Raw genomic sequence first — 25,798 nt, forward strand, 5'->3', positions numbered from 1 at the left:
TGATTCCTTAGGTGTTCGCGGGCTGCGGCAAGGTGTGCCGCAGCGTGCGGTGCCAGCGGTTGGCAGGCAGTTCCGGCTTGAGGATCGCCAAGCCGGTGGCGAATTTTGAGATTCGGGAGGGGCGGATGCCGTTCTTCCAGAGGTATTTGTCGAGCTGTCCAGGGGCGGATCCGGATTTGGTTTCCACCACGAGTTTGTCCGTCATGACCAGCGGATGCGCTCCGGGCAGCGACCAGGCGACGTTCACATCGATCGTGGCCCTGCTGTTGGAATCCGGCAGGTACAAGGTGATCCGCCCGTAGACGGTTTCCAGGACCGGGGCCAAGTTTTCCGGTGGTGGCTGGCCGGTGCCGCCCAGAGTTTCGGCGATGTACGCGGCGCCCTCATCGGTGATGGTGGAGCGATTTTCGAGGCTATAGGGGATGCGTTCCTTGACGGTGATATTCCTCGATCCCTCCGTTTTGACTTCCAAGAAGCTCACGCCGCTGTCCAGATAGCTGCGGGTACGGATCTTGTAGCGCCGCCGCCGGCCATAGGCAGCCAAGTGGTAGCTCGCCAGATCAGGGGTGTCGAAGTACACCGAATCGTAGGGGAAAATCTGGCGGCCATTGGTGTCCAGGACCTGCATCTGGGCATCGAACTGTTCGAAAATCTTAGAGAAAGCCTCAGTCGGGACCAGGTATTTCCGATCGATGCGTTGTTGCAGTGCAGCCTTGACGTTCAGTTCTTCAAGATCAATGGTGGGCAGCTCTCCGAGCCGGTTACTCAGGGGAGTTTGGTAGCTCGCAATCATGAGGCGCCGACCTGGTTAAAGATCCGGCCCTCTGCCCGTGGAAGCTGCTCTTGGAGCGGGCCTCGCGGTGCGGTGGTCAGGGTGTGGAGCTTGCGGGCCGGATCAACTGAAAAGCGCACATCCACCTGAGTTTTGTCGTTGACGAGGTCAAGGCACTGGACAATCACGGTGTGCACGGTGCCGCCGAGGACCTCTTCGAGCCTGTCCTTGAGAGCCTCCGAGTCGCTGATGGCCTGGTCAAGGATCACAGTTTGCTGCCGGTAGGTGGGAAGAACCATGGCGCTGTCACCAATGAACAGGACGAGCAGAATCAGGGCCATCAGGGACAGCGAGATCCATACCGGCTCAACGCCCAGACCGGCAATGAGGCCAAGGGCCAACGCGGAGAAGTAGTAGGCCACCTCATGCTGAGACAGTTCCGTGGAACGCAGACGGATGATGGACAGAACACCGAACAAGCCAAGGCCCAGGCCGACGCCGGCTCCCGAACCTGAGAGCGCGGTAGCGACTGCCAGCACACCAACATTGATGGCGAGATAGGAGACCACCAGATCCCTGCGCCGGTGGCGGCGCAGGTACATGCCAAAGGTCATTACCGTAATAGCCACAAGATCGGCTGCTATAAAAATCCAAGCGTTCATAGTTCACTCCATATTCATCTTCAAGGGGTTCTACTATCTAGATTTCCGCGCTAACCTGTGCTGAATCTGTGCTGACGGGCAGCTGCGCTTGTGAATGCGAAGATGTTGCATTCCTCACCTGAGGTCCGGAGGGCACGGCGTCACGGGTACGGAACAGAAACCGCTTTTGTACGGAGAAACTCAGGAGGAACAGCAACAGTTCGGTCAATATTTTGGCGGGGAAGATAGGCAAGCCTGCCTCGGTAAAGCTCCGCAGAAGCCCATAGTTGGCGCCGAGCAGAAGCACCACCAAGGCAAAGTAACGGCCGGCAGATGTGCGCAGCGGGAGGGACCTGCCCTCGGGGAATACCACGCGGCGGTTGACGGAGAAATTGACGCCAGCGCTGATGGCCCGGGCGCCTGCCACAGATATCCACAAGGATCCGGTGGCGGCCATCAGGAGCAGGAACGCTACCGTGTCAACCAGAAATCCCAAGAATGACGAGCCAGAAAACTTCAGCAACGGCGTGTAAATACGCATCGAATCCCGCAGCGGACGAAAATGCGAGGACTCATTTTTGTCCAGGTAAATGGTGGCGATGGGCACGCTGTCCAGGCGGAACCCCCGGGCTCGTGCCTCGAGGAGGATGTTGAGTTCATATTCGTAGCGGTTCCCGCGAATGGACTGCAGCCAGGGCAGCAATTGTGCAGGGTAGCCACGGAGCCCGGTCTGGGTGTCGCGCAACCACGTTCCTGTGGCTAGTGCGAAGAACAGTCGCGTGGCGCTGTTGCCGATGTTGCTGCGCAGGGGCACCTGACCACTAAAGAGCCGTTCGCCCAGCACAATGGTCTCCTGCGCCCGCACCCGCTGCGCCACCTCAAGAATGTCAGTGAGCGTGTGTTGGCCGTCGCCGTCGGCGCACACCACATGGTGCCCCGGGTAGTTGGCGGCAATGTACCCAAAGCCAGTCTTGAGGGCTTGACCCTTGCCATGGTTGTTGGGGTAGCCGATCACGACGGCGCCTGCAGCCTGAGCCTGGGCAAAGATCGACTCGAAGGCGGGGCCGCTGCCGTCATTAACAATCAGGATCTGCAACTCTGCATTGGCCTTAGTGTTGGCCTTGGCCTGCTTCAGTTCCCTGATCAGTGAGGGGAGTTGTGCATCGGGTTCAAAGGACGGGATCAAAATGAACATGGCGCGCCTACCGTGCCACGTAAAGAATGTCGGAGGTTTCACGTTCCTGGTTTTTACCCAGCGGATTGTTCACAAGCGAACCGTTGAAATACATGGTTGAAGAGCCGCCGCCATCAATGTTGTAGGCGGTAACGGCTCCCAAATCGAGCATGATCTGGGCCAGCTCAGTCATGGTGACACCTGTGCTGTAGCCGGTGGATCGTCCGTCCACCACCACGAAAACCAGTTCATTGGGGCCAAGGACGCCAATGGCCGTCCGTGGCTGTAACCCCTGAATGGAGTGGTTGCCGAAGTTGGTGTCAACCTCTACGGCGTCAATGCCAGCCTTCACACCGCCGTTTGCAATCAGAGATGGGCCAAAGGAGAGGGTGTTCCAGACGCCGGCGGCAATGAGCGCGGCGGCGTCTGTAGCAGTTTCCTCGTAGACCTCGACGGCGCCGTCGCGGTAGAAGGCGAGCCCTTCGCGGGCGCCCTTGTCACGAAAAATGACGCCGTTGCGAATCACGATCCCGGTGTCGCGGAAGCCGTAGTAGTCACCGTTCACGGCAAAAATCGCATCCTTGCCCTCGGCAATGACAGAGGTTTTCTCAACGATGTTCGCGCCGAATTTATTCTCCGCAAAGGCCGATTTCAAGGCCGTCGCGTCCGTCAGCTTCAGGGTGGCAGTGAAGTAGCTCAGTGTCGACTCACCGCTGCCGTTGGTGACCTTCTCAATCGTCATTGCGGCGTTGTCGGAGGTAAATCCGTTGCTAGTGACCAGAGCCGCTGTGCCTGTGTCGGCGCTGGTGCTTGCGGAGCTGTTAGGGGCGCTCGCCGTGCTGCCGGTTTGGGACGCAGCCTGGCTGGCCTCATACGCGTCGACGTCGTTGATTTCGGTGTGTTCGAGAACGAACCGGTCCAGGGCCCAGGCCGTGGCCCCGCCGGCGGTTAGAAGCAGGCCCAGGGCGCCGCCAAGCACCGCGCGTCGAGTGGGGGTTTTCTTGGCGCCGCTACCGGGCGACGCAGCCAAGGGGTGGTCCGTTGGGGGAGGAGAAGTAGTCATACTACTTTTTTAGTGGGCTACTCTGTGCCCCCAACGTGGTCTTTCTTGTGCCGCAGCTGTGAGCCTTAGTGAGTGGGCACGTGGATGGGCAACGTGATGGTGAAGCGGGTTGCCCCTGCAGTGCTTTCTGCCGTGATGGTTCCCTGGTTTGCGTGTGTCAGGGCTTCAACGATGGCTAGGCCCAACCCTGAGCTGTTGTCACCGTTGCCGCTGGTACGCGCCGGATCTGCCCGGCTAAAGCGCGTAAAGAGATTCTCGAGGAACTCTTGTGGAATGCCTTGGCCATTGTCTTCAATGGCCAGCTCGGCCAAGCCCTCGTGGGCAGTGAGGCTGACATTGATGCGCGTTCCGGCTGCGGTGTGTTTGCTCGCATTGGAGAGCACATTGATGAGTATTTGCCGCACTTCAGATTCCACGGCGAAGACCATCACAGGTTCTACGGGGAGTTGGAGCGAGAACGAATGATCCGGAGCGGCAACTTTACTGTCTTGCGTGGTCTCCATGAGCAGATCCGTCAGGTCTACTGAGTCGGGGTCGCCGCGCTGGCCTTCATCGAGTCGGGCCAGAAGGAGCAGGTCCTCCACGAGTGCCGACATGCGCCGGGATTCGCTATCAACGCGGCGCAGAGCCGACGTTCCTGACGGGGTCAGCTTTTCACTCAGGAGTACAAGCTCGGTGTATCCGCGGATGGATGTCAGCGGTGTGCGGAGTTCGTGGCTGGCGTCAGCAACAAATTGGCGCACCTTGATCTCGCTGGCATGACGGGCGGCAAATGAGCGGGTTAGGTGGTCCAGCATGTTGTTGAAGGCCACCCCGACGTCCCCAATCTCGGTGCCTGGTGCGGAGGCCATGGGTGGGATGCGTACCTTGATGGCTGCTTCGCCAGAGTCCAGTGGAAGCGTAGCCACCGTGGTGGCCACGGCGGAAAGTTCATCGAGCGGGCGCAGCGACCGTCGCACAATGATGGTGCCAACGAGGCCGATCAAGGCCAAGCCGGCCAGTGAGACGCTGGCAGTGGTCCAAGCCAGCGAATTCAGAATTGAATCCCGTTCTGAGGTGGGGAACCCGGTCACGAGCTCAACCCCGGTGGAGCTGGAAGCTGGCGTTGACAGGAGCCGGTACGTTCCGGTGGAAAGGGTCAATTCCGCGGTCTGGCCTGAGGGGACCACGCCATGTACCTTTTGCAGATCGGATGCTGTTAAGGCCACGGCGGAGCCGTCGTCCTGAACCACCGACGACGAGCTGGGAGAACCTGGAATGAAGACTGCCCGCAACGTTCCTGGCCGTTGACCCCGGGTGTCCAGCGGGTTGGGCTCAGTGATGGAAAGCCGGGGGACAACAATGGTCCCGGTAGATAGTTTGGGTGGAGGCCCATTGGGACCGAAGGCGCGCGAGGCAACCTCGTGGAGGTTGCGATCCAGCTGGGCGGTTAGATAGTTATTCATGGCCAGATGGCTAACTATCCCCACCGTGGCGCAAATGGCGGCCAACAGCACCAGCACGGCAACCACCAACTTGGTACGCAAGCGGTGACTCTTACGTTGACGTCCGGGTGTCGTCACGATATGGCCGGCTTCAGGACGTAGCCCACGCCGCGGACCGTGTGAATCATGGGTGAGCGGCCGGCGTCGATCTTCTTGCGCAGGTAGGAAATATAGAGCTCAACGATGTTGGCCTGGCCACCAAAATCGTAATGCCACACCTGATCGAGGATTTGCGGCTTGCTCATCACGCGCCGAGCGTTTTCCATCAGATACCGCAGCAGCTCCCACTGGGTGGCGGTCAGATCGATGTCGATCCCACCGCGCGTCACCTCGCGAGTGTCAAAGTTCAGGACCAGATCGCCCACCACAATTTCGGCGTTGTCAGAGGACGCGATGCCGGAACGTTGCACCAGCCGGTGCAGGCGCAGCATGAGCTCTTCCATGCTGAAAGGTTTGGTGACGTAATCGTCGCCACCTGCGGCCAGCCCGGCAATCCGGTCATGGACGCCATCGCGAGCGGTGAGGAACAGGGCCGGGATCTTGGGTGCAAATTCCCTGATCTTCCCCAGTAATTCAATCCCGTCCATACCAGGCATCATGACATCGAGCACCACCACGTCAGGGCGGAACGTGCGTGCCGTACGTAGCGCATCTGCTCCATTGCTCGCTGTGGCAACATCCCAGCTGGCCATGCGCAGACCCATGCTAATCAATTCCGTCAAACTGGCCTCGTCATCCACCACAAGCGCGCGGATGGGGCTGCCGTCAGGATGGGATAACTGCGGAAGGTCTGTGAAGGAATTCCGCGGGGTGTCGGTCATGAACTCGGCTTTCTTATCAAGGCGTTAAGCAGTGGCGTGCTGTGATTGGGTTCCACCCTAGTTCTCAGTGACCTGAGCGAGGCCCATAGTGAACTCACTACGACTTAGTCTGGCCACCCTAGTTCTCAGTGACCTGAATCAGGCCCATAGTGAACTCACTATGACTTAGTCTGGCCGAGGTTTCCATGCGCCATCCAACTCGTTCCTGTGCCGGAGCTGTGAATCCGGGCAAACTCTTGACGGCGGCACGTTAGGGAGCATCGTGATGTCCCCCGGCCAGCAGACGTACAGGCATATGTGATCTGATGGTGATCATGAGCCAGAAGAGCCACACAGTAGCCGGAACGCCAGTGCCCCCGAATGTGATCAATTGGGAGCTTGCCGCCAAAACCGCAGCCAGCTTAGCCCCTGCCGGGCCGGATTTGAGCGGCTCGGAGATCTCTGCCGCCGTTGAAAATCTGCGCCTGATGGCGGAAAAGTCCGTGCCGCACGTCCACGAGATTAGCCGGCTCGAGGCAGCAAAGGACCTGCACGATTCCGAGGTCCTGGTGGTGGACCGGGCCTCCTGGGCCAAAGCCAACACGCAGAGCTTTGCCGTCATGATGGACCCCGTACTGCGGGCGCTCGCAGCCAAGGCCGCCACATCGTCAAAGAGCAACAGCCCGGCACCAGGAAGTCCGGCAGCGGCAATTAGTGCCTCCGTCACGGGGGCCCAATTGGGTGGCGCCCTGGCCTTTTTGTCCAGCAAGGTCCTGGGCCAGTACGACCCCTTCTCCGCTCTCGGGCAGAGCGAGCCGAACACGGCACATTCCGGTGGCCGGTTGCTGCTGGTGGCGCCAAATATCATCACCGTGGAACGCGATCTGAAGGTGGATCCGGCCGATTTTCGGCTCTGGGTGTGCCTGCACGAACAAACGCACCGCGTGCAATTTGCTGCCGCGCCGTGGCTGAGACACCACATGCTTGGTGAAATTGAAAAGCTCGGCGAACTGCTGGTGGGAGATTCCGAAAACTTCGGCGAACGACTCCTGGAATCGGCTAAATCACTGGGCCGCAAAAACAATTCTCCAGCGAATTCAGGCAGAGACTCCGCAGCTGGCGGCACCCCGGAATCCTCCCGCGGAACACTCTTGGACTTGCTCCAAGACCCCGCGCAAAAGGCCGCGCTGTCCCATTTGACGGCCGTTATGAGCCTGTTGGAGGGGCACGCCAATGTGGTCATGGACGGCGTGGACCAGCGCATCGTCCCCACGGTCCGCACCATCCGCCAGCGTTTCAACGGCCGAGGCAAGGACCGCGGGATCATTGAGAAGTTCATCCGCAATCTCATGGGCCTGGATGCCAAAATGAAGCAATACAGCGACGGCGCCAAGTTTGTTCGCGATACCGTCGCGGTGGTGGGCATGGACGGGTTCAACAACGTCTGGAACAAGGTTGAAAACCTGCCCACCGAGGCGGAAATCCACAATGCGCGCCTCTGGGTCGAGCGGATGGGACTGTAAATGGCCCAGCACCACAGCCCCCGCGGCCGCCTGGACCCCACCGTCGGCAAGGCTCGGGCCATGGTGGGCGCCCTGCTCGGCATTAAAACCACTGGCAAGAACCTCCCCGTTGCGAACCCGCCGCTGATCTTGGTGGGCTGCAGCGGCGGCCCCGATTCCCTGGCCTTAGCCGCCGTCTGCGCGTTTTTTGCCTCGCGCGGCGAGGTGCGGGTGGGCGCCGTGGTGGTTGACCACCAGATGCAAGAGGGCAGTGCCGAGGTGGCGCAGGCAACCGCGGCGCAGCTGCAGGACCTTGGATTGGAGCCCGTGGTGGTCCGGACAGTTGATCTGGAGCACGACGGCGCCGGACCGGAAGCCGCAGCTCGCGCAGCCCGCTTTGGGGCCCTGGAAGAGACGGCACAGCAGTTGGGTGCGCAGACGATCCTGTTGGGACACACCATGGATGATCAGGCTGAATCCGTGCTGTTGGGTCTCGCCCGCGGTTCGGGGACCCGCTCACTGGCCGGGATGCGGGAACGCCGCGGCAGGTATTTGCGGCCCTTCTTGGGGCTGCGCCGCAGTGAGACATTAGCCATATGCGAGGCTTTGGCTCTGACTCCGTGGCACGACCCCGCCAATCAGGATCCGGCCTATCTGCGCGTTCGCGTGCGCAACACGGTGATTCCGTTCCTGAGTACCGAGCTTGGCCCGGGGATGGCGGAGTCGCTGGCCCGTTCTGCCACCATCTTGGGCCATGATGCCGACTATCTGGACCAACTAGCCGTTGCCGAGTTTGAGAAGCTGGTTGAACGCGGTGAAGACGGGGATCAACAGCCCCAGATCACCCTGCCCGAGAACGAGCTGAGGGGACTGGCTCCGGCCCTGAGGATGAGAGTGTTGGCGCTGGCCGTCGTCGAACTTGGGGGAGTGCAGCCAAGCCTGGAACGGCTCGGTTCGGCAGAAAATTTGTTGGCCCGGAAAGGGTCCGCCGGCCCGGTGCAACTAGCCGGAAAAGTCAGTGCTTGGCGGATTTCTCGGAACCAGAGTGTTCCCCACGAAGGCCGCAGCTATGGGAAGCTTGTTCTTAAGCGCAGCACGTAGGCGCAAACTGCACCACATAAAAGCATAAAAACCAGTACCAATCCTTCACAAACAGGAGCCATGGGTGGATTCACAAGACGTCCAAGCCGATCTTAAGCACGTTCTTTACACCAAGGAAGAAATCCAAACACGCGTCGCCGAGCTGGCCGCGCAGATTGATGCAGACTACCAGGGCCGCGATGTGCTGCTGGTCGGTGTCCTCAAGGGCGCTGTGATGGTCATGGCTGATCTGTCCCGCGCCCTGCACAGCCACGTCACCATGGACTGGATGGCAGTGTCCTCCTACGGTTCCGGTACCCAGTCTTCCGGTGTTGTCCGGATTCTGAAGGACCTCGAAACCGACCTCATGGGCAAGCATGTGCTGATCGTTGAAGACATCATTGACTCCGGCCTGACCCTGTCATGGTTGCGCGCCAACCTGATGTCACGTGGCCCGGCCTCGGTTGAGATCTGTACGCTGTTGCGCAAGCCTGACGCCGCCAAGGTAGAAATCGATGTCAAGTACGTTGGCTACGAGATCCCCAACGAATTTGTTGTTGGATACGGCCTGGACTTCGCTGAGAAGTACCGCAACTTGGACTTCATCGGCACGCTGGCACCGCACATTTACGAGTAATTTCGCGTTCCAGCACTAAAAATGCCGCCGTTTTGAGCAACTCGCCTGACTTTCCGTCATGGCAGAATGCGCAGGCGGCGGCATTTGTCGTAAATTTCGTTATGCCCTCAGGGAACTAAAGGGCATTCCCGTGCGTGTAGCAATGCGAACGGTGTAAAGCTATTACTTGGGAACGTGTAGGACGCGTCCAGTACGGTATGAATTGGTTGAGCGGGAGGGACGAGGCCTAGCCTCGAACACATGAAAGTCAAAAAACTCTTCAAGGGTCCATTTATCTGGATCGTTGTGGTTGTGGTGCTCATTGGGGCCGGTCTGTTTACATTGACGGGCACAAGCCAGAGCCGCATTGGAACCTCAGACGGTCTTGACCTGCTCAAGAATGACAAGGTCGCCTCGGCCAAGGTCTTTGGCGCCGAAGGCCGTGTGGACATGGTCCTCAAGGACAACTTCGTCAATACCGACGGCAAGGACCAGGGTAAGAACGTTCAGTTCTTCTTTGGTGGCTACCGAGCAACCACCATGGCCGCGCTCATTGACGACGCCAAAATGACGAAGTTCGACGACCAGCCGGCCTCCAATAACTTCTGGTCCAGCATCTTCTCCCTCCTGATCCCGTTCGTGCTGATCGGGCTGATCTTCTGGTTCCTGTTCTCCCGCATGCAAGGCGGCGGCTCCAAGGTCATGCAGTTCGGCAAGTCCAAGGCCAAACTGCTCACCAAGGACCACCCTCAGGTCACGTTCAACGATGTTGCTGGCGCGGATGAAGCCGTTGAGGAGCTGCACGAAATCAAGGATTTCCTGCAGAACCCCGACAAGTTCACAGCCGTGGGCGCAAAGATTCCCAAGGGCGTGCTGCTCTACGGCCCTCCCGGCACCGGTAAGACTCTGCTGGCCCGTGCTGTGGCTGGCGAGGCCGGTGTGCCGTTCTACTCGATTTCCGGTTCTGACTTTGTGGAGATGTTCGTCGGTGTGGGTGCTTCCCGTGTCCGCGACCTCTTCGAGCAGGCCAAGGCCAATTCCCCGGCCATCATTTTTGTTGATGAGATCGACGCCGTTGGCCGTCACCGTGGTGCCGGCATTGGTGGCGGTAACGATGAGCGCGAGCAGACCCTCAACCAGTTGCTCGTGGAAATGGACGGCTTTGACGTCAAGACGAACGTCATCTTGATTGCCGCCACTAACCGTCCCGACGTTTTGGACCCGGCGCTGCTGCGTCCGGGCCGCTTTGACCGCCAGATCCCCGTGGAGGCTCCCGACCGTTTGGGCCGTGAGCAGATCCTGCGGGTCCACTCCAAGGGCAAGCCCATGGCACCCGGCGTTGACTTGAATGCTGTTGCCAAGAAGACGCCAGGTTACACCGGTGCTGATTTGGCCAACGTGCTCAATGAGGCGGCGCTGCTGACCGCCCGTTCCAACGCCCAGCTCATTGATGACCGCGCACTGGATGAGTCCATTGACCGCGTCATGGCCGGACCGCAGAAGCGCACCCGCGTCATGAAGGAACTGGAACGTAAGATCACCGCGTACCACGAAGGTGGACACGCTCTGGTTGCCGCCGCCATGCACAACACGGCCCCGGTCACCAAGATCACCATCCTGCCCCGAGGCCGCGCCCTGGGTTACACCATGGTGGTGCCTGAGGACGACAAGTACTCGATCACCCGCAACGAATTGCTGGACCAGATGGCCTACGCCATGGGTGGCCGTGTTGCCGAGGAAATCGTGTTCCACGATCCCTCGACTGGTGCCTCCAATGACATTGAAAAGGCCACGGGAACTGCCCGTGCCATGGTCACTCAGTACGGCATGAGCGAGCGCATTGGCGCCGTGAAGCTGGGTTCTGGCAGCAGTGAGCCGTTCCTGGGTGGCGGCGGTGGGCAGGGTAAGGATTACTCCGAAGCTGTGGCCTCCATGGTGGATGAGGAAGTTCGCAAGCTCATCGATCAGGCTCATGATGACGCCTACGAGGCCTTGATCGCCAACCGCGACATCCTGGACCGTTTGGCCCTGGAACTGTTGGAGCGCGAGACCCTGAACCAGGCCGAGATTGCAGAGATCTTCATCGGTCTGCGTAAGCCTGCACAGCGCAAGGTGTGGCTGTCTAAAGACTCCCGCCCCGTCTCCGCGTTGCCCCCTGTCATCACCGACAGGGAGCGCCGCGAGGCCCTTGAAGCCGGAGCGCCAAAGCCCGAGTCCGTCACCCCCGAGGACCAGATTGCCAACGCGCACCTGACCGGTCAACTGGACGCTCCCGGCAACCAGCCGGGCATCGATTTGGGTAAGGGCGACGCCCCCCAACTGCCCGGCCAGCCCTAACACCGGTAGGATCACATCCGTGACTGAATACGATGACGAACAAAAGGTGGACCTGCCGCGCATTGAGGCGGCGGTCCGGGAAATCCTCCTCGCAATAGGAGAGGATCCGGAACGCAGCGGCCTGCTGGACACGCCCAAGCGTGTGGCCAAGGCCTACGGTGAGGTGTTTGCCGGCCTGCATCAGGACCCCGCGGATGTTCTGGGTACCACCTTCGACATTGCCCACGAAGAGATGGTGCTGGTCAAGGACATTCCGTTCTACTCGACCTGCGAACATCACCTGGTGCCTTTCCATGGCAGCGCCCACGTGGGGTACATCCCGTCGTCGGACGGACGGGTGACGGGGCTGAGCAAGCTGGCGCGCCTGGTGGATATCTTCGCCAAGCGTCCGCAGGTGCAAGAACGCCTCACCACCCAGATTGCTGATGCTTTGATTGAACATCTCAAACCCCGCGGCGCCATTGTCGTCGTGGAGTGTGAACACATGTGCATGTCCATGCGTGGCGTGCGTAAACCAGGGGCCAAGACAGTCACCAGCGCTGTCCGCGGTCTGCTTCACGAACCCGCAACCCGGGCTGAAGCCATGAGCCTGATTCTCGGAAGGTAACTTAACACCATGGATTCCCTCGCTGCTGCGCCCGGAACGGGCCCGGCTACCTCTCCCTTGCCCGTTCTACGGGCCCGCAAGTCGCTGTCCACTTTTGCCACACTCCCCAAGGACCGCACCGTAGTCATGGGTATTTTGAACTGCACCCCGGACTCCTTCAGCGACGGTGGCGAGTACAACTCCACCGAGACTGCCATTGCCCACGGTCTGCGCATGTTCTACGGCGGCGCCGACATCATCGACGTCGGTGGTGAATCCACCCGCCCGGGTGCCGCCTATGTTGACGAAGCCGAAGAGCAGGCCCGCATTCTGCCCGTCATTTCCACTCTGGCCAAGGCCGGAGCGTTGGTTAGCGTTGATACCCGCCACGCCTCCACCGCCGCGCTGGCATTGGATGCCGGGGCCGGGCTGATCAACGACGTTTCCGGTGCCAATGTGCACCCGGACATGATCGCTTTGATCGCCGAACGGCAAGCCCCGTACGTGCTGATGCACAGCCGTGGCGATTCACGGTCCATGGACTCACTCACCGAGTACACGGACGTGGTTGATGAAGTGGTTGCCGAACTGGCGGCGGTTCGCGAGAAGTTCTACGCTGCGGGCGTCTTGGAAGAAAACCTGATCCTGGATCCGGGAATTGGCTTCTCCAAGAACGCCGAACAGAATTGGGAACTGCTGGCAAACCTGGACCGGGTGGCCGCAATGGGCAACAAGATCCTGGTGGGCACCTCACGCAAGCGCTTCCTCGGATCCTTGCTGACCAGCGCCGGCAAGGCTGCTGCCCCCAAGGAACGCGACGACGCCACCTCCGCCACCACGGCCATCGCTGCTGCTCAAGGTATTTGGGGTGTTCGCGTGCACGACGTCGACGCCAGCCTTGACGCTGCCAAGGTCGCCGCGCGCCTCGTGCAGGGTAAGAAGAGCCGAGAAGAGCGTCTTGCCACGCGCCAGGCTGCCCTGTGACGCAGCTTGACACCATTCGCCTGACCAGGGTTACAGCCATTGGTTATCACGGTGTTTTTGATCATGAGAAGCGCGATGGTCAGCCGTTTATCACCGACGCCGTGCTGCACCTGGATGTAGGCGCAGCAGCCGAAACGGATGATCTGAGCAAGACAGCAGACTACGGCGCGGTGGCCGAAGCAATCGTGGCCATGTTGACCGGACCGTCCTTTGATCTGATTGAGACACTCAGTGTCCGCATGACCGAGAAGATCTTGGCGGAGTTCCCTGTGGTGCAGGCCGTCGAGGTGACCATCCACAAGCCGAAGGCGCCCATTCAGGTTCCCTTTGGCGATGTGAGCATCACCGTGTACCGAGAGCGTGAATCGGCCGATGTGTGCGCAGCAGGGCCAGCAAGCGCCGGATCAGCCGCAGCAGCCGTAACCGCGGCACCCGCAGGCGCGTCATGACTGCCCCCAGTGCACTAACTCGGGCCATTCTGGCACTTGGCAGCAACTTGGGTGAACGGGAAGGCACGCTGGCCAGCGCCGTCGCCGATCTCGTTGACCGCCCGGAGGTACGCCTCCAAAACGTTTCGCCCGTGGTGACCACCAAGGCTGTTGGTGGGCCTGAGGGTCAGCCGGATTTCTTGAACATGGTCATTGCCGTGGACACCACGTTGAGCCCCCGTGAACTGTTGGCCCACTGCCAAGCGGTGGAGTTGGCTCATCATCGCACGCGTGAGGTGCGCTGGGGTGCCCGCACCTTGGACGTCGATATCGTCACGTATGGGGATGAACGCAGTGATGATCCGGTTTTGACGCTGCCGCACCCGCGTGCCGCAGTGCGTGCCTTTGTGCTGTACCCGTGGTCGCTGATGGAGCCCAACGCCACCCTGGCAGGGGAATCAGTGGCAGCGTTGGCGGCCAAGGCCCCGGACATGGAAGGTATTGTCCACGTCCTGGATGTGCCGCCAGCAGTAGTTCCCTAGCAGGATCTGCGGAACTTGTGTGCCCACAATTCCAAACGGCTAAAAAACCAGTACGGTTGAATGAGTAGTCCTCCAAGGAAGCGATGAGGCAACAATGAGAAGCACAATGCGGACCATCAGGCCCGCGTGGTTAGCAGCCGTAGGCGTTGTCCTTGCGGCCGTCGGATGGGTGGCCACCTTGCTCACCTCCCGGGCCAGTTTGGCCCTGCCGGTGCTGCCGCTGAGCTCCCTCATCACCATGGCCTTGATAGCCGTGGTGTGTCTGGTCCTGGGTCTGCGGGTGCGGCGATGGCGCGACGGCAACCGGGACAAGGCCTTTGATCCGCTCCTTGCCGCCCGCACGGTGGTTCTAGCCCAGGCCTGCGCCTATGCCGGTGCCGTGCTGTTCGGTTGGCATGCCGGGATTCTCATTAACCAGATTCCCACGGTGTCCATGCGCAGCGATCTTTCCATCTTCTGGGTCATGGTTGCGCATATGGCCGGCGGCTTGGTCATGGTGACCATTGGCGTCATTGTTGAACGTTTTTGCAAGGTACCGCCGGAAGACAACGATCCCGGCACATCCAGCAGCCGGCCCAAGCGTGATGGGCACGGGGAGGAAGAATTTGCCTAAGTCACACAGCAGCGTCATTGATCCTGTCGGAGTGAATTTTCTGCCCGTCTCGATGAAACTCATCACCGCCCGGTTCATCTCTGCCGGAATTGGCGCGCTCATCTTCTTGGCCATCACCATGGTGCCCTTGATCCTGCATTTAAGCGGGGTGTGGGCCGGCTACCCGGCGTGGCTGGCATGGGTTGCCCCGGCCATTGTGGTGGTGATTGTCGGGTGGGAAATGATTCTGATTCCACGGCAAGTGCGCGCCATTGGCTACGCCGAACGGGATGAAGACTTGCTGATTCGTGGTGGCATCCTGTTCCACAGGGTCATGGTGGTGCCCTACGGACGCATGCAATACGTGGATGTCACCATGGGCCCTCTTGAGCGGATGTTGGGCCTGAGTACCATTCACCTGCACACAGCTTCCCCAGGGACCAACGCGCTGCTCAACGGCCTCCCCGCAGCGGAGGCAGCTAGGCTGCGTGAACAGCTCACCGCCCGCGGTGAGGCAAAATTGGCTGGCTTGTGAGCGAGCAATTACCGCAGGAGCCCGGAGCGCAGCAGGCACCTAGTGCGTCCGAGGCTTCCGTTCCGGAGCACGCTGCGCCCGCCGCTACATTTGCCGTTCCGGAGCCCGCTGCGCCAGAGGGTTTCGCCACCGACGGCGCTGATACCTGGCACCGCGTCCACCCGGTATCGCCGTTTGTCCGTGGCTGGATCGCCGTGGCCGCCGTCATCTTCATTTTTGGCAGAAACTCCCTAGACTCGCTCTTCTCTGGCGGATGGCAGGACGGCGAATCCGTGACCGGAGGGACACCGGTGCTGTTCATCCTGATCGTGGTGGGCGCCGCCGTCGTCATTTTCGGCGTGGCATTTTTCTTGTCGTGGCGTTTTACGCGCTATCAGGTCACCGATGAGAATGTGCACATCAACTCGGGCATCATCTTCCGCCAACAGCGCCGTGCCCGCATTGACCGGGTGCAGGCCATTGACGTGATCCAGCCGCTCTTGGCTCGTGCCTTCGGGCTCGCCGAGCTGAAGTTTGACGTGGCCGACGGCGGGAAATCGGCCATCAAGCTCTCCTTCCTCAAGCTCGCGGAGGCCAAGCGGCTGCGTGCGGCGATTCTGGCCCGTGCCGCTGGCGTGACCATGGATCCGGATCAGCCCATGGACGTCCAAGAGGCGCCGGAAACTCAAGTCCTGGCACTGCCACCTCGGCGAATCATTGGCGCCGCATTTTTTAGCAGCACCACAGTGGTGTCGGTGATTTTCATTGCGGTAGCCGTTGTGGCCGTTACGCGAACTGGCGAGTTCGCTATTTTCCTCGGCTTTTTTCCGCTATTCATTGGTGTCTTTGCTTCCTACTGGAAGACGATCACGAACGATCTGAATTTCCGCGTCGCCTCATCGCCCGACGGCGTCCGGCTGCATTATGGTCTGTTGGAAACCCGGTCTCAGACCATCCCGCCGGGTCGCGTCCAAGCTGTGAGTATTTCGCAGGGGCCTGTGTGGCGGCCCTTTGGCTGGTATCGCGTGCAGGTCAACGTAGCTGGATATGGCGATGACAGCTCGGGCAGTTCCCGCAGTGTTGTCCTTCCCGTGGGCACGGAGGCTGAAGTGATGGCCGTTTTGGGTTTGGTGTTCCCTGACCCAGGGGTGGAACGGCCCTTTGACATGTTCGCGGCCGGCCTGCGCGGGGTGGGTCCCGATGAGGGCTTTGTGCACTCGCCACGGACGGCACGGTGGGTTGATCCCATCTCCTGGCGCCATAACGCTTTCCGTGCAACCGCAACCGCGCTGTTGTGCCGCCGCGGCCGGTTCTTCCGCAGCTTGCAGGTGGTGCCGCATGAGCGCACCCAGTCGTTGGGATTGCGTCAAGGACCACTCATGGCCCGTCTGGGTCTGGTGAACTTTGAACTGCATTCCACCGTGGGGCCTATCCGTCCCCGCGTGCATCATCTCTCAACCGCCAACGGTCTGGCACTCTTCGATGAGCAATCAGCCCGCGCCGCAACAGCACGTCGAATCCAACGCAGCGAAAAATGGCTTGAAGTTAAACAAGCACTCCCGGAGGAGCAACACCATGGCGATTAAGCCGGGCCGCCTTGGCATTGGAATCATTGGAGCAGGCAAGGTTGGTGCCGTCCTAGGGGCTGCGCTGCGCGGTGCCGGGCACGCCGTGGTGGGTGTTTCTGCCGTGTCCGAAGCTTCCCTGGATCGGGCAGAACTGTTGCTGCCCGGTGTTCCGGTCCTTGACGTGGCGGACATTGTGGAGCGTTCGGAACTGGTCCTGTTGGCCGTCCCCGATGATGCCCTCGCCGATCTGGTGACCGGCCTTGCCGCCACGGGTGCGTGGCAGGCCGGGCAGCTGGTGGCGCACACCTCAGGGCGATTCGGCACGGGGGTTCTGGCTCCGGTCAAGGCAGCTGGCGGCATTCCTTTGGCCCTGCATCCTGCCATGACGTTCACCGGCATGAGCCTGGACCTGGCACGCTTGTCCGACTGCTGTTTTGGCGTCACGGCGGATCCGGCCATGTTGCCCATCGCCCAGGCATTGGTGGTTGAAATGGGTGCTGAGCCGGTGGTTATTGCCGAGGCCGACCGTGTTCTCTACCACGCGTCACTGGCGCATTCGGCGAATCATATGGTCACGCTCGTGGCTCAGGCAGCACAGATTTTGGCTGACATTGGCGTGGAATCCACCAGCCAGATGTTGGGGCCGCTGTTACGTGCTGCCTTGGATAATGCGCTGATGTCGGGGGAGTCTGCCCTGACTGGTCCGGTGGCGCGAGGTGATGCCGGAACTGTGGCAGCTCATGCCGCCGCCCTGCGCGAGTACGCACTGGACACCTCGTCCTCGGATGTGCTGGACGCCTACTTGGCCATGTCTGCCAGCACTGCAGCCCGGGCTGCTAAGCGGCGGATGCTTTCCGCGGAGGCGTATCTTGGTATTCAAGCGGCTTTGCGCAACGACGACGGCGAACCCAGCCCAGGCGCTCCCGTCACGTAGACGGGCCTGGCGCGCAGTACAAATTTCGCACAGAACAAATTTTTTAGCAGTGAAGAGAGTGAAGACCATGAGCACCGTGCTGGTGACGACGATTGCAGAACTACGGGAAAAGTCAGGGGCCCTGTTACGCCTGCGAGCAGCGCAGCATGGCCAGGACAGCCAGGACGGCCAGGCTGCAGGTCGCCAGCTCGGCACCCTGGGCTTGGTACCCACCATGGGCGCGTTGCACCACGGCCATGCAACCTTGGCACGGACTGCCGTAGCGGAAAACTCGGTGGTGGTGGCCAGCGTGTTCGTCAACCCGCTGCAGTTCGGTGACGCCTCGGATCTGGCACGCTACCCGCGCACCACGGAGGCGGATCTGGCCTTGCTCAGCGAGGCTGGGGTGGACTTCATGTTTGCTCCGACGGTTCAGGAGATGTACCCCGACGGTGTGCCCATGGTGCGGGTCACGGCGGGAGCGATAGGCAACTTGTATGAGGGAGCCTCACGCCCCGGGCACTTTGACGGCGCCCTCACTGTGGTGGCGAAGTTGCTGCACACAGCCATGCCTGACGGCGGGCTGGCGTACAAAGCTGCGGCTGCCGGGGAGGGAGACGGTTCCGAAGGTTTGGGAATGGATGCTGCCGTTCGCCCTGCCTACCGGGCCTACTTCGGCCAGAAGGACGCTCAGCAGCTGACGTTGGTCCGCAAGATGGTGGCTGACCTGAACTTCCCGGTGGACATCGTGGCGGTCCCCACGGTGCGTGACGACGACGGGCTGGCTCTCTCCAGCAGGAACCGCTTCCTGTCAGCGCAGGAGCGGGACTCCGCACTGGTTCTCTCGCGTGCGCTGCGGCTCCTGAAGCGCCACGCAGATGCCCACGAACCACTCGATATTGCCTCGGCGCAGGCTTTGATTGACAGTGCTGCGGGCGTGGAACTGGACTACCTGGAAGTGGTGGATCCGCTGACACTTCAGGTCCGTGCAGAAAACTGTCAGGACACCCCGTTCACGGGGGAAGCGCTGGTCCTGGTTGCTGCCAAGGTGGGCCCGGTGCGGCTCATTGACAACATGCCGCTGGGCTGAACCGCTAAGCTCAGCCTGACCCGCCCCATCCCACTTTGAAGCTGCGCTCGGTTAAGAAAGAACCATGCGCTGCTCCAAGAGCTGCGCATGGTTCTGACTTAACGGAACGCAGAAGCAAAGTCGCTCAGCTGGCTTAGCTGGATTGCGCGGCGGAAAGCAGCGCCGTCACATCCTCCAAAAGAGGGTAAGCCGCCTGGGTGCCGCGCTTGGTGGTGGCCAGCGCGGCTGCCACCGAGGCCTGCCGGGCAGCATCCACGAGTGAATCGCCCGCAGCCAAGCGGGCCGCGACGGCGCCTGTGAAAGCGTCGCCGGCGCCTGTGGTGTCTACGGCGTTCACCTTTGTCGGTGCAATCAATACCGCGGGCGCCGAAGCGTTGGTTGAATCCAGCACCACAGAGCCAGCCGCACCGAGTGTCACCAGCACCTTGGACAGTCCGCGCGCGGCAAAGCTTTCCACTGCCCCGTGCCAGGCTTCTGCCGGTGCACCGGACGCTGGCATGGCAAAACCGTCAAGGAAAGCCGAGGCCTCGTGGGCGTTGACCAGCAACACATCCACCAGCTGCGCCAACTCCTCGGCGATGGGAGCGTAGGGCGAGAGGTTCAACAAAACTGTTGCTCCGGCGTCGTGCCCGGTTTGTGCAGCAGCCAGCACAGTCTCCGGGGCCACCTCCAAACACAGGCAGAGGACAGTGGCGCTGGCAAACACCGCCGGGTCAATGTGGGCGGGCAGGAGCGTGGCATTGGCGCCAGCAGAAATGATGATGGTGTTCTCGCCCTGGGCATCGACAGAAATGACGGCGACGCCGGTGGGCTCGGTGACGCGCCGGACGTGTTCAGTATTGACACCCGAACTGGCAGCGGAAGCCAGCAGCATCTCGCCGTTGGCATCCTCGCCCACTGCGCCGAGGAGGGTCACCTGGCCGCCCATCCGGGCCGCCGCAACAGCCTGGTTGGCGCTCTTGCCGCCCGGATTGACCGAAAAACCATTGCCGTGCAGCGTTTCGCCGGGGTTGGGCAACCTATCGCAGTAGATGGTCAGATCGGCATTGAGGGAGCCGGCAACAACTATTTTGGCACTCATGGTGCAACCTCCGCGTCAATAGGTTTGGGCACCAACAGCGAGGCCGCAAAAGCTGCGCCGGTGAGAGCCAAAGCCACGATTACAACAGTCAGGTAGGAGCCGTGGCCGCCCAGTGGGGCCGTGGCCACCAGAATTGCCGGCAGGACCAAGAAGCTGAGCCCGGCGCCGAGGTTGAAGGCGCCGGCGTTCATGCCCGGCAGAAATCCGGGGTTTCCCGCCGGAGACAGGACCACACCAAGGCCGTTGAGCATGATGTTCACAGTACCTGCGTACATGATGCCCAACAGCACGGTGCCGGCGATCATCCAGCCCAGGTTGTGGAGTCCGAGGAAGCCGATGATGGCCAGCGCGGCCATGCTGCCCAGCAGCCCCACCCGCAACATGATGGTGTAACCAATAACCGGCGCAAGCCGACCTGTGAAGGGGCCAAAAAGCCAACCCAGCAGGGCGTAAGGCGTCAGGATCAGCAAGCTCATCTGCGTGGCGCCAATACCAAAACCGGGATCGGTAGCCTGCACAAACGCAGGCACAATGCCGTTGATGACGGCGAAAATGCCCGTCATGGTCAAGGTAGTGGTCAGCAAAGGAGCCCAGGTGGAGCGCTGGCGCAGGTGCACAATCTCAACCATGGGGTGTGAGGAGACCTTTTCCACACGCCAGAACGCCATGAAAGCGAGCACGGCGAGCAGTGCCAAAGCCAGTGAGGTCACCAGCGGAACGGCGGTGATGCCACCCACCAACTTGGTGGCCTCATTCAAGGCTGTGAGCAGGGCGCCCACGGCGATGACAATAAAGAACACACCCAGCCAGTCCATCTTGGTGCCTTCGCCGGGCTTGGATTCCCCGGCGAGGAAAACGATCAGCAAAGTGGCGATTGCGGCAATGACCACCATGAGCCAGAAGATGCTGCGGAAGCCAAAGTGCTCGGCAAAGTAGCCGCCCACGAAGGAGTCAATGCCGGCGATGCCGCCGTTGACGGCGGTAATCAGGCCCATCAGTGCCCCGTACTTTTTGGGGTCCTTGACAGCTGAGCGGAGCATGATCAGGCACAGCGGAACCGTGGGGCCGCTGACGCCCTGGATGATGCGTCCCACGAAGAGCCAGGTAATATCCGGGGCCATGGCGGAGATGATGGAGCCAACGCCCATCATGACCATCATGCCGATCAGGACTTTCTTGCGGCCAATGATGTCGCTCAGGCGCGGCAGGAACAGGGAGAAGACGGCGGCCGCGGTGAAGAACCAGGTCTGAGACAGGCCAATGGAGGCTTGGCTGGCGTTAAGTTCCTCGCCCATAGTGACCAGCGCGGGGCTGAGCATGGAGGCGTTGAGCTGGAAGGCCACACAGGCTGTCAGCAGCGCCACCATCAAGGCGGTGATGTTACCAGATTTGCTCATGATGCCGGATTTAGTTGCGGTGCTCACGCGTCGACCTCACCAATGCGAACGAGTGCGTCGGTGACCATGTTCCAGAACTTTGCGTGGTCCAGTGTCACGGCCACGGAGGTTTTGCAGTCGGCGGGGGCGGGGGCGCGGAAATCGGCCACGGTCATGCCGAGAGTCAGTGTGCCAGTGAGCTCAATGTCGACGGGCACCTTCACGGTGGTCATGACGGTGGGGTCAATGACATAGGCGACGGCGCACGGGTCATGGACCGGCGGGTAGTCAAAGCCCTGGGCATCCTTGTACGTCTGGGTGAAGAATTCCATCAGCTCCATGACGAACTTGGCCGGCTTGGTGCCTACGGCCTCAATGGCGGCAACCACCTCGGGAGTAGCCAGTGCTTGGTGGGTCAAATCAAGGCCCACCATGACAACTTCCCAGCCGGCGTTGAACACGATATGTGCGGCCTCGGGGTCAATGATGATGTTGAATTCGGCGACCGGGCTCCAGTTGCCCACGTGGTAGCCGCCGCCCATGAGGACAACTTCCTTCACCCGCTCAACGATGCGCGGTTCCTTACGCGCGGCCATGGCGATGTTTGTCAGTCCCGCAGTGGGGACCAGGGTTACGGTGCCCGGTTCGTGGGCCATGATGGTTTCAATGATGAGGTCGACGGCGTGGCGCGGGTCAAGCTCGATCGTTGACTCGGGCTGCTCCGGGCCATCCATGCCGGATTCGCCGTGGATGTCAGGTGCCGTCTCGATGCTGCGCACCAGGGGGCGGTCGCAGCCTGCAGCAAAGGGGACACCGGTGATGCCGGCAATGGTTCCCACGCTCAGGGCGTTGCGGGTGACCTTTTCAAGTGTCTGGTTACCCACCACGGTGGTCACGGCAAGCAATTCGATGTTGGGATTGCCGTGGGCCAAGAGCAAAGCCACCGCATCGTCATGCCCAGGGTCGCAGTCAAGAATGATCTTGCGGGGCGCGGTGGCTGGGGCGTTGTGCTGTTCCATAGTCTTTTTTCTTCTCCACGTCGTTGGGGCGGCTCCGGAGTTTCCCGGCGAGGCACGGTAACCAAGTGTGGCACCACACCAAGGCAACGTCAAGCGCTTAACGTGATTCTCGTCAAGCGCTTGATCTGTTGTGGTTGCGATGATCTTCCTCGGCGCCGGTACGATCGATCCATGCAGCCGCCATCATCAGCCACCGCCCGCAAGAACGGCAATCGCCGCGTCACGGCCGCCACGGTTGCCGCTAGGGCGGGCGTTTCGGCGGCCACGGTATCCCTGGTGACCAATGGCAAGACTGCCGGGCGGGTCTCCGAGGAGAACATCGCCAAGGTTGAGCAGGCGGTGCGGGAGCTGGGTTACGTGGTTGATGGTCTGGGCAGCTCCCTGGCCAAGGGGCACAGTAACATTGTGATTTTGGTTGCTCCGGACGTTTCAAACCCTTTTTATGCCAAGGTCATTGCGGGTCTGAGGGAAGTCATCGGCCAGAAGTATGCCCTCCTGCTGTCCGTGACTGATGCTGGACAAACGCCGAATTCCGAAGACGTGCGGCGTCTGCTGGCCTTGCGCCCCGCCGGACTGCTCATTGATGCGCCCAGTGCACGGTTCCTCGCCGAACTCCAAGCAACGGAACCCATGGTGTTGTTGGATACGGCCGGCATTAGCGAAGACTTGCCATCCGTGAACTTCGACGTGGCAAGCGGGGCCCGTTTGCTGGCCCAGCATTTAGCGGGGCAGGGGCACCGAAACGTTGCCTACCTTGATAGCTCCACCGCGACCGAAACGTTTCGGCTGCGACGCGCGGCCTTCTGCGCGGAAGCTGCAGCCCTGGGCTGCGACGTGGTGGCTGAGACGCAAACAACCATCGATGTGGGAGCGGCGGCGCTGACCTTCGCCCAAGCGTGGCCACAATGGTCAGCGGCCGGGGTAACGGCCATCGTCTGTGCCACAGATACCCAGGCATACGGCGTCCTGCAAGAAGCCCGCGTTGTGGGCCTGCCTGTGCCGCAGAGCCTTGCCGTCACAGGTTTTGATGACCTGCCGTATTCGCAGACGTCCAGCCCGGGGCTCACCACGGTGCACCTGCCAGCCATGGAAATGGGGCGTCTGGCAGGAAAGGCGCTGCTGCAAGTAATTGGCGGAGAAAATGTGGTGGCAACACCTGTGGTGCTTGAAGCGACTCTGGTGGTTCGAGGCTCCACAGTGGCAACGATCTAGGGCAGCGGTCCAGGGCAACGGTCCAGCCTGGATGCCAATGTCCAAGGGGGCGTTGCTTCCCGGTGCAGAGCCCGAGTGTGGGCGACTCGGCAGGAGGCTTGAAGGTGCCACGGAGCGTACACCCAGATTCACCAACTAAACTTGTGAATCGTGAGCCCAGAAAATACCCTTTCCCCTGAACCCAGTGACGTCTCTGAGCAAATGCTCGTCCGGTTGGACAAGCGAGCCAAATTGCTTGAACGAGGCGAGCAGGCCTACCCGGTTGGGGTGGCCCGGACCCACACTCTAGAAGAAATTCGGGCCAAATACCCCGAACTGGAAGCGGACACCGCAACCGGTGAGATTGCCGGCGTTACGGGCCGTGTTGTGTACGTACGCAACAAGGGCAAGCTGTGCTTTGCCACACTGCAAGCCGGAACAGGTGTGCGCCTGCAGATCATGCTGTCCTTGGCCAATGTGGGCGAAGAAGCGATGGCCAACTGGAAGTCACTGGTTGACCTGGGCGACCACGTCTTCATCAAGGGCGAAATCATCAGCTCCCGGACCGGTGAGCTCTCCATCATGGCTGCCGAATGGGCCATGGCCTCCAAGGCGTTGCGCCCGTTGCCCGTCTTGCACGCGGAACTCTCCGAGGAAATGCGCGTCCGCCAGCGTTACGTTGACTTGATTGTCCGTGACACTGCTCGCGAACAGGTCAAGAAGCGCTCCGCCATTGTTAAGGCCATCCGCGATACGCTCCACGGCGAAGAGTACATTGAGCTTGAAACCCCCATTCTGCAGCTGGTCCACGGTGGCGCCTCAGCCCGCCCGTTCCGCACGCACATGAACGCTTTTGATCAGCCCATGACCTTGCGTATCGCCATTGAGCTTTTCCTTAAGCGTGCAGTGGTTGGCGGCATGGACAAGGTATTTGAAGTAGGTCGAATCTTCCGTAACGAAGGCGTTGATTCAACGCACAGCCCGGAATTCACCATGCTGGAAGCCTATGAGGCTTATGGCGACCAATTCACCATGGCAAAAACCATGCAGCGCATTATTCTTGCCGCCGCAGATGCCGTTGGTTCACGCGTCATTGAAACCGATCACGGTCAAATTAACCTCGACGGCGAATGGCCCTGGCTGCCCGTCTACGAGGGTCTTTCCAATGCCGTTGGCAAGGAAATTACCCCGGAGACAACGGCTGATGAATTGCGTGCCATTGCGCAAGAGCGGGCCATCAAGATTGATTCGGCCTGGGATGCTGAGAAGTTGGTCACCGAACTTTTTGGCGAAATTGTGGAGCCGACATTAATTCAGCCCACCTTTGTTTGTGATTACCCGCCGTCGGCGCAGCCCTTGGCCCGCCAGCACCGGGACAAGCCCAATCTCATTGAGGCTTGGGATTTGATTATTGGCGGCACGGAGACCGGAACCGCATTCTCCGAACTGGTTGACCCTGTCATTCAGCGCGAACGCCTCACCCGGCAGTCGCTGGCGGCGGCAGCCGGAGATCCTGAAGCCATGCAGCTAGATGAAGACTTCCTGCGGGCCCTGGAATACGGCGCCCCGCCCATGGGTGGTCTAGGACTCGGCGTGGACCGTCTGGTAATGCTCTTCACCGGCGTGGGAATTCGTGAAGCCATTCTCTTCCCCTTGATGAAGCCAGAGTAGGAGTAACAAAGAATATGGAATACGTTGCAGTTATCCTTCCGTCATTGGGTGTCGGTGCGCTTTTTTACTTCGCCATGAAGGCGATATTCAACGCTGATCGTTTAGAACGTGACGCGTTGGCACGGGCCGAACATGAAGCTGATGTCAAGGATGAAACCGGCTCTTAGTTTAAGCGTCAATAATTAAACTTTGACGTGAATGAACTTTCACACCATAATTTAGTGAGAAGTATTCATTAAAACTATGTGAGGCGAAAACTCCCCATGGCACAGAAAATTCACATAACACTTGTGGACGATATTGACCAGAGCCCAGCCGACGAGAATGTCACGTTTGGGCTGGACGGTATCAATTACGAAATTGACCTCTCCGCCGATAACGCTGAAGCATTGCGCTCAGCGCTGGCAACGTACATTTCTGCCGGACGCCGCGTTGGTGGCCGGGCAGTACGGGGCCGCGGTCCCGCAGCCGCCCCGAAGGCTGGCAGCGACGTAGCCGCGATCCGCGCCTGGGCCCGTGACAATGGCTACACAGTGCACGAGCGAGGACGCATCCAGGCTGAGATCCGCGACGCTTACTACGCCGCTCAGGGTAACTAGCAGCAGAGTTTTTCGCCCTAGATCAGGGCAGCGCGACGGCGGCATCACCTCAGCTGAGGCGGTGTCGCCGTCGTACGTTAAAAGCAACAGTGCCGCGCAGGAATGAACTTGCTATTTCCCCTGTGGCGAACACGCCCCCATTAGGCCCGGGTACTGCGTAGCATCAAAGTACGCA

General features: G+C 60.6%; 26 protein-coding genes. 17 read left to right on the plus strand and 9 right to left on the minus strand.

Annotated features, from left to right (window positions below; translation table 11 throughout):
* Positions 1-7: 7 nt before the first annotated feature.
* The 6 genes from AS189_RS03100 to AS189_RS03125 form a co-directional block, all read right to left on the minus strand.
* A complete protein-coding gene (locus tag AS189_RS03100; protein WP_062286293.1) occupies positions 8-793 on the minus strand; it encodes a polyphosphate polymerase domain-containing protein in 786 nt (261 codons plus the stop codon).
* A complete protein-coding gene (locus tag AS189_RS03105) occupies positions 790-1,434 on the minus strand; it encodes a DUF4956 domain-containing protein (protein WP_082634010.1) in 645 nt (214 codons plus the stop codon). Before AS189_RS03105 ends, AS189_RS03100 begins: the two co-directional genes overlap by 4 nt.
* Before the next feature lie 37 nt (positions 1,435-1,471).
* Positions 1,472-2,608 carry a GtrA family protein gene (locus AS189_RS03110; RefSeq protein WP_082634011.1) on the minus strand — a complete coding sequence of 379 codons (1,137 nt, stop codon included), beginning with the start codon at positions 2,606-2,608 and terminating at the stop codon, positions 1,472-1,474.
* Positions 2,609-2,615: 7 nt separating this feature from the next.
* Entirely contained in the window at positions 2,616-3,650 is a 1,035-nt protein-coding gene (locus tag AS189_RS03115; RefSeq protein WP_082634013.1) for a phosphodiester glycosidase family protein, read from the minus strand.
* A gap of 65 nt (positions 3,651-3,715) precedes the next feature.
* Positions 3,716-5,176: a sensor histidine kinase gene (locus tag AS189_RS03120; protein WP_062286295.1), complete on the minus strand. Its 1,461-nt coding sequence runs from the start codon at positions 5,174-5,176 to the stop codon at positions 3,716-3,718.
* A 32-nt stretch (positions 5,177-5,208) separates the two neighbouring features.
* Positions 5,209-5,955, minus strand: a complete 747-nt coding sequence (locus AS189_RS03125) for a response regulator transcription factor (protein ID WP_062286296.1) — start codon at positions 5,953-5,955, stop codon at positions 5,209-5,211.
* 314 nt (positions 5,956-6,269) lie between these two features.
* Between AS189_RS03125 and AS189_RS03130 the strand changes: the two genes are divergently transcribed.
* The 13 genes from AS189_RS03130 (at position 6,270) to AS189_RS03190 (ending at position 18,686) form a co-directional block, all read left to right on the plus strand.
* Positions 6,270-7,457 (plus strand): zinc-dependent metalloprotease, encoded by a 1,188-nt coding sequence (locus AS189_RS03130; RefSeq protein WP_062292841.1) that lies wholly within the window; start codon positions 6,270-6,272, stop codon positions 7,455-7,457.
* Positions 7,458-8,537, plus strand: a complete 1,080-nt coding sequence (tilS, locus tag AS189_RS03135) for a tRNA lysidine(34) synthetase TilS (protein ID WP_062286297.1) — start codon at positions 7,458-7,460, stop codon at positions 8,535-8,537.
* Positions 8,538-8,601: 64 nt separating this feature from the next.
* Entirely contained in the window at positions 8,602-9,153 is a 552-nt protein-coding gene (hpt, locus tag AS189_RS03140; RefSeq protein WP_062286298.1) for a hypoxanthine phosphoribosyltransferase, read from the plus strand.
* Between the two features lie 240 nt (positions 9,154-9,393).
* Entirely contained in the window at positions 9,394-11,469 is a 2,076-nt protein-coding gene (ftsH, locus tag AS189_RS03145; RefSeq protein ID WP_062286299.1) for an ATP-dependent zinc metalloprotease FtsH, read from the plus strand.
* Positions 11,470-11,488: 19 nt separating this feature from the next.
* Entirely contained in the window at positions 11,489-12,076 is a 588-nt protein-coding gene (folE, locus tag AS189_RS03150) for a GTP cyclohydrolase I FolE (protein ID WP_237759957.1), read from the plus strand.
* 9 nt (positions 12,077-12,085) lie between these two features.
* The gene (gene folP / locus AS189_RS03155; RefSeq protein ID WP_062286301.1) at positions 12,086-13,039 is read left to right on the plus strand and encodes a dihydropteroate synthase; all 954 of its coding nucleotides are present in this window, start codon (positions 12,086-12,088) and stop codon (positions 13,037-13,039) included.
* Complete coding sequence (gene folB, locus AS189_RS03160) at positions 13,036-13,488, plus strand: dihydroneopterin aldolase (RefSeq protein WP_062286302.1); 453 nt, start codon at positions 13,036-13,038, stop codon at positions 13,486-13,488. The genes folP and folB overlap by 4 nt, the downstream gene beginning before the upstream one ends.
* Positions 13,485-14,009, plus strand: coding sequence for a 2-amino-4-hydroxy-6-hydroxymethyldihydropteridine diphosphokinase (gene folK, locus AS189_RS03165; protein WP_062286303.1), 525 nt, complete (start codon positions 13,485-13,487; stop codon positions 14,007-14,009). Before folB ends, folK begins: the two co-directional genes overlap by 4 nt.
* A 94-nt stretch (positions 14,010-14,103) precedes the next feature.
* Positions 14,104-14,622: a DUF3180 domain-containing protein gene (locus AS189_RS03170; protein ID WP_237759958.1), complete on the plus strand. Its 519-nt coding sequence runs from the start codon at positions 14,104-14,106 to the stop codon at positions 14,620-14,622.
* 52 nt (positions 14,623-14,674) lie between these two features.
* Positions 14,675-15,136, plus strand: a complete 462-nt coding sequence (locus AS189_RS03175; protein WP_237760035.1) for a PH domain-containing protein — start codon at positions 14,675-14,677, stop codon at positions 15,134-15,136.
* Entirely contained in the window at positions 15,133-16,701 is a 1,569-nt protein-coding gene (locus AS189_RS03180) for a PH domain-containing protein (protein ID WP_082634017.1), read from the plus strand. Before AS189_RS03175 ends, AS189_RS03180 begins: the two co-directional genes overlap by 4 nt.
* A complete protein-coding gene (locus AS189_RS03185) occupies positions 16,691-17,617 on the plus strand; it encodes a Rossmann-like and DUF2520 domain-containing protein (RefSeq protein ID WP_062286306.1) in 927 nt (308 codons plus the stop codon). Before AS189_RS03180 ends, AS189_RS03185 begins: the two co-directional genes overlap by 11 nt.
* A 67-nt stretch (positions 17,618-17,684) precedes the next feature.
* Positions 17,685-18,686, plus strand: a complete 1,002-nt coding sequence (locus tag AS189_RS03190) for a 4-phosphopantoate--beta-alanine ligase (RefSeq protein ID WP_062292844.1) — start codon at positions 17,685-17,687, stop codon at positions 18,684-18,686.
* Positions 18,687-18,819: 133 nt separating this feature from the next.
* Here AS189_RS03190 and AS189_RS03195 read toward each other — a convergent pair whose 3' ends face one another.
* The 3 genes from AS189_RS03195 to AS189_RS03205 are packed head-to-tail and all read right to left on the minus strand — an operon-like array spanning position 18,820 to position 22,162.
* Positions 18,820-19,767 (minus strand): ribokinase, encoded by a 948-nt coding sequence (locus tag AS189_RS03195; protein ID WP_062286307.1) that lies wholly within the window; start codon positions 19,765-19,767, stop codon positions 18,820-18,822.
* The gene (locus tag AS189_RS03200; protein WP_424581526.1) at positions 19,764-21,164 is read right to left on the minus strand and encodes an MFS transporter; all 1,401 of its coding nucleotides are present in this window, start codon (positions 21,162-21,164) and stop codon (positions 19,764-19,766) included. Before AS189_RS03200 ends, AS189_RS03195 begins: the two co-directional genes overlap by 4 nt.
* Before the next feature lie 23 nt (positions 21,165-21,187).
* Positions 21,188-22,162, minus strand: a complete 975-nt coding sequence (locus AS189_RS03205) for a nucleoside hydrolase (protein ID WP_062286309.1) — start codon at positions 22,160-22,162, stop codon at positions 21,188-21,190.
* A gap of 171 nt (positions 22,163-22,333) precedes the next feature.
* Here AS189_RS03205 and AS189_RS03210 point away from each other — a divergent pair, with 171 nt between their 5' ends.
* From AS189_RS03210 to AS189_RS03220, 4 genes are all read left to right on the plus strand, one after another.
* The gene (locus AS189_RS03210; protein WP_062286310.1) at positions 22,334-23,374 is read left to right on the plus strand and encodes a LacI family DNA-binding transcriptional regulator; all 1,041 of its coding nucleotides are present in this window, start codon (positions 22,334-22,336) and stop codon (positions 23,372-23,374) included.
* A gap of 201 nt (positions 23,375-23,575) precedes the next feature.
* Entirely contained in the window at positions 23,576-25,024 is a 1,449-nt protein-coding gene (gene lysS, locus AS189_RS03215; RefSeq protein ID WP_062286311.1) for a lysine--tRNA ligase, read from the plus strand.
* Positions 25,025-25,038: 14 nt separating this feature from the next.
* Positions 25,039-25,191: a hypothetical protein gene (locus tag AS189_RS20375; RefSeq protein ID WP_193393506.1), complete on the plus strand. Its 153-nt coding sequence runs from the start codon at positions 25,039-25,041 to the stop codon at positions 25,189-25,191.
* A gap of 96 nt (positions 25,192-25,287) precedes the next feature.
* Positions 25,288-25,623 (plus strand): histone-like nucleoid-structuring protein Lsr2, encoded by a 336-nt coding sequence (locus tag AS189_RS03220; protein ID WP_062286312.1) that lies wholly within the window; start codon positions 25,288-25,290, stop codon positions 25,621-25,623.
* Positions 25,624-25,798 lie beyond the last annotated feature (175 nt).

The organism is Arthrobacter alpinus (genome assembly GCF_001445575.1).
Lineage (GTDB): Bacteria > Actinomycetota > Actinomycetes > Actinomycetales > Micrococcaceae > Specibacter > Specibacter alpinus_C.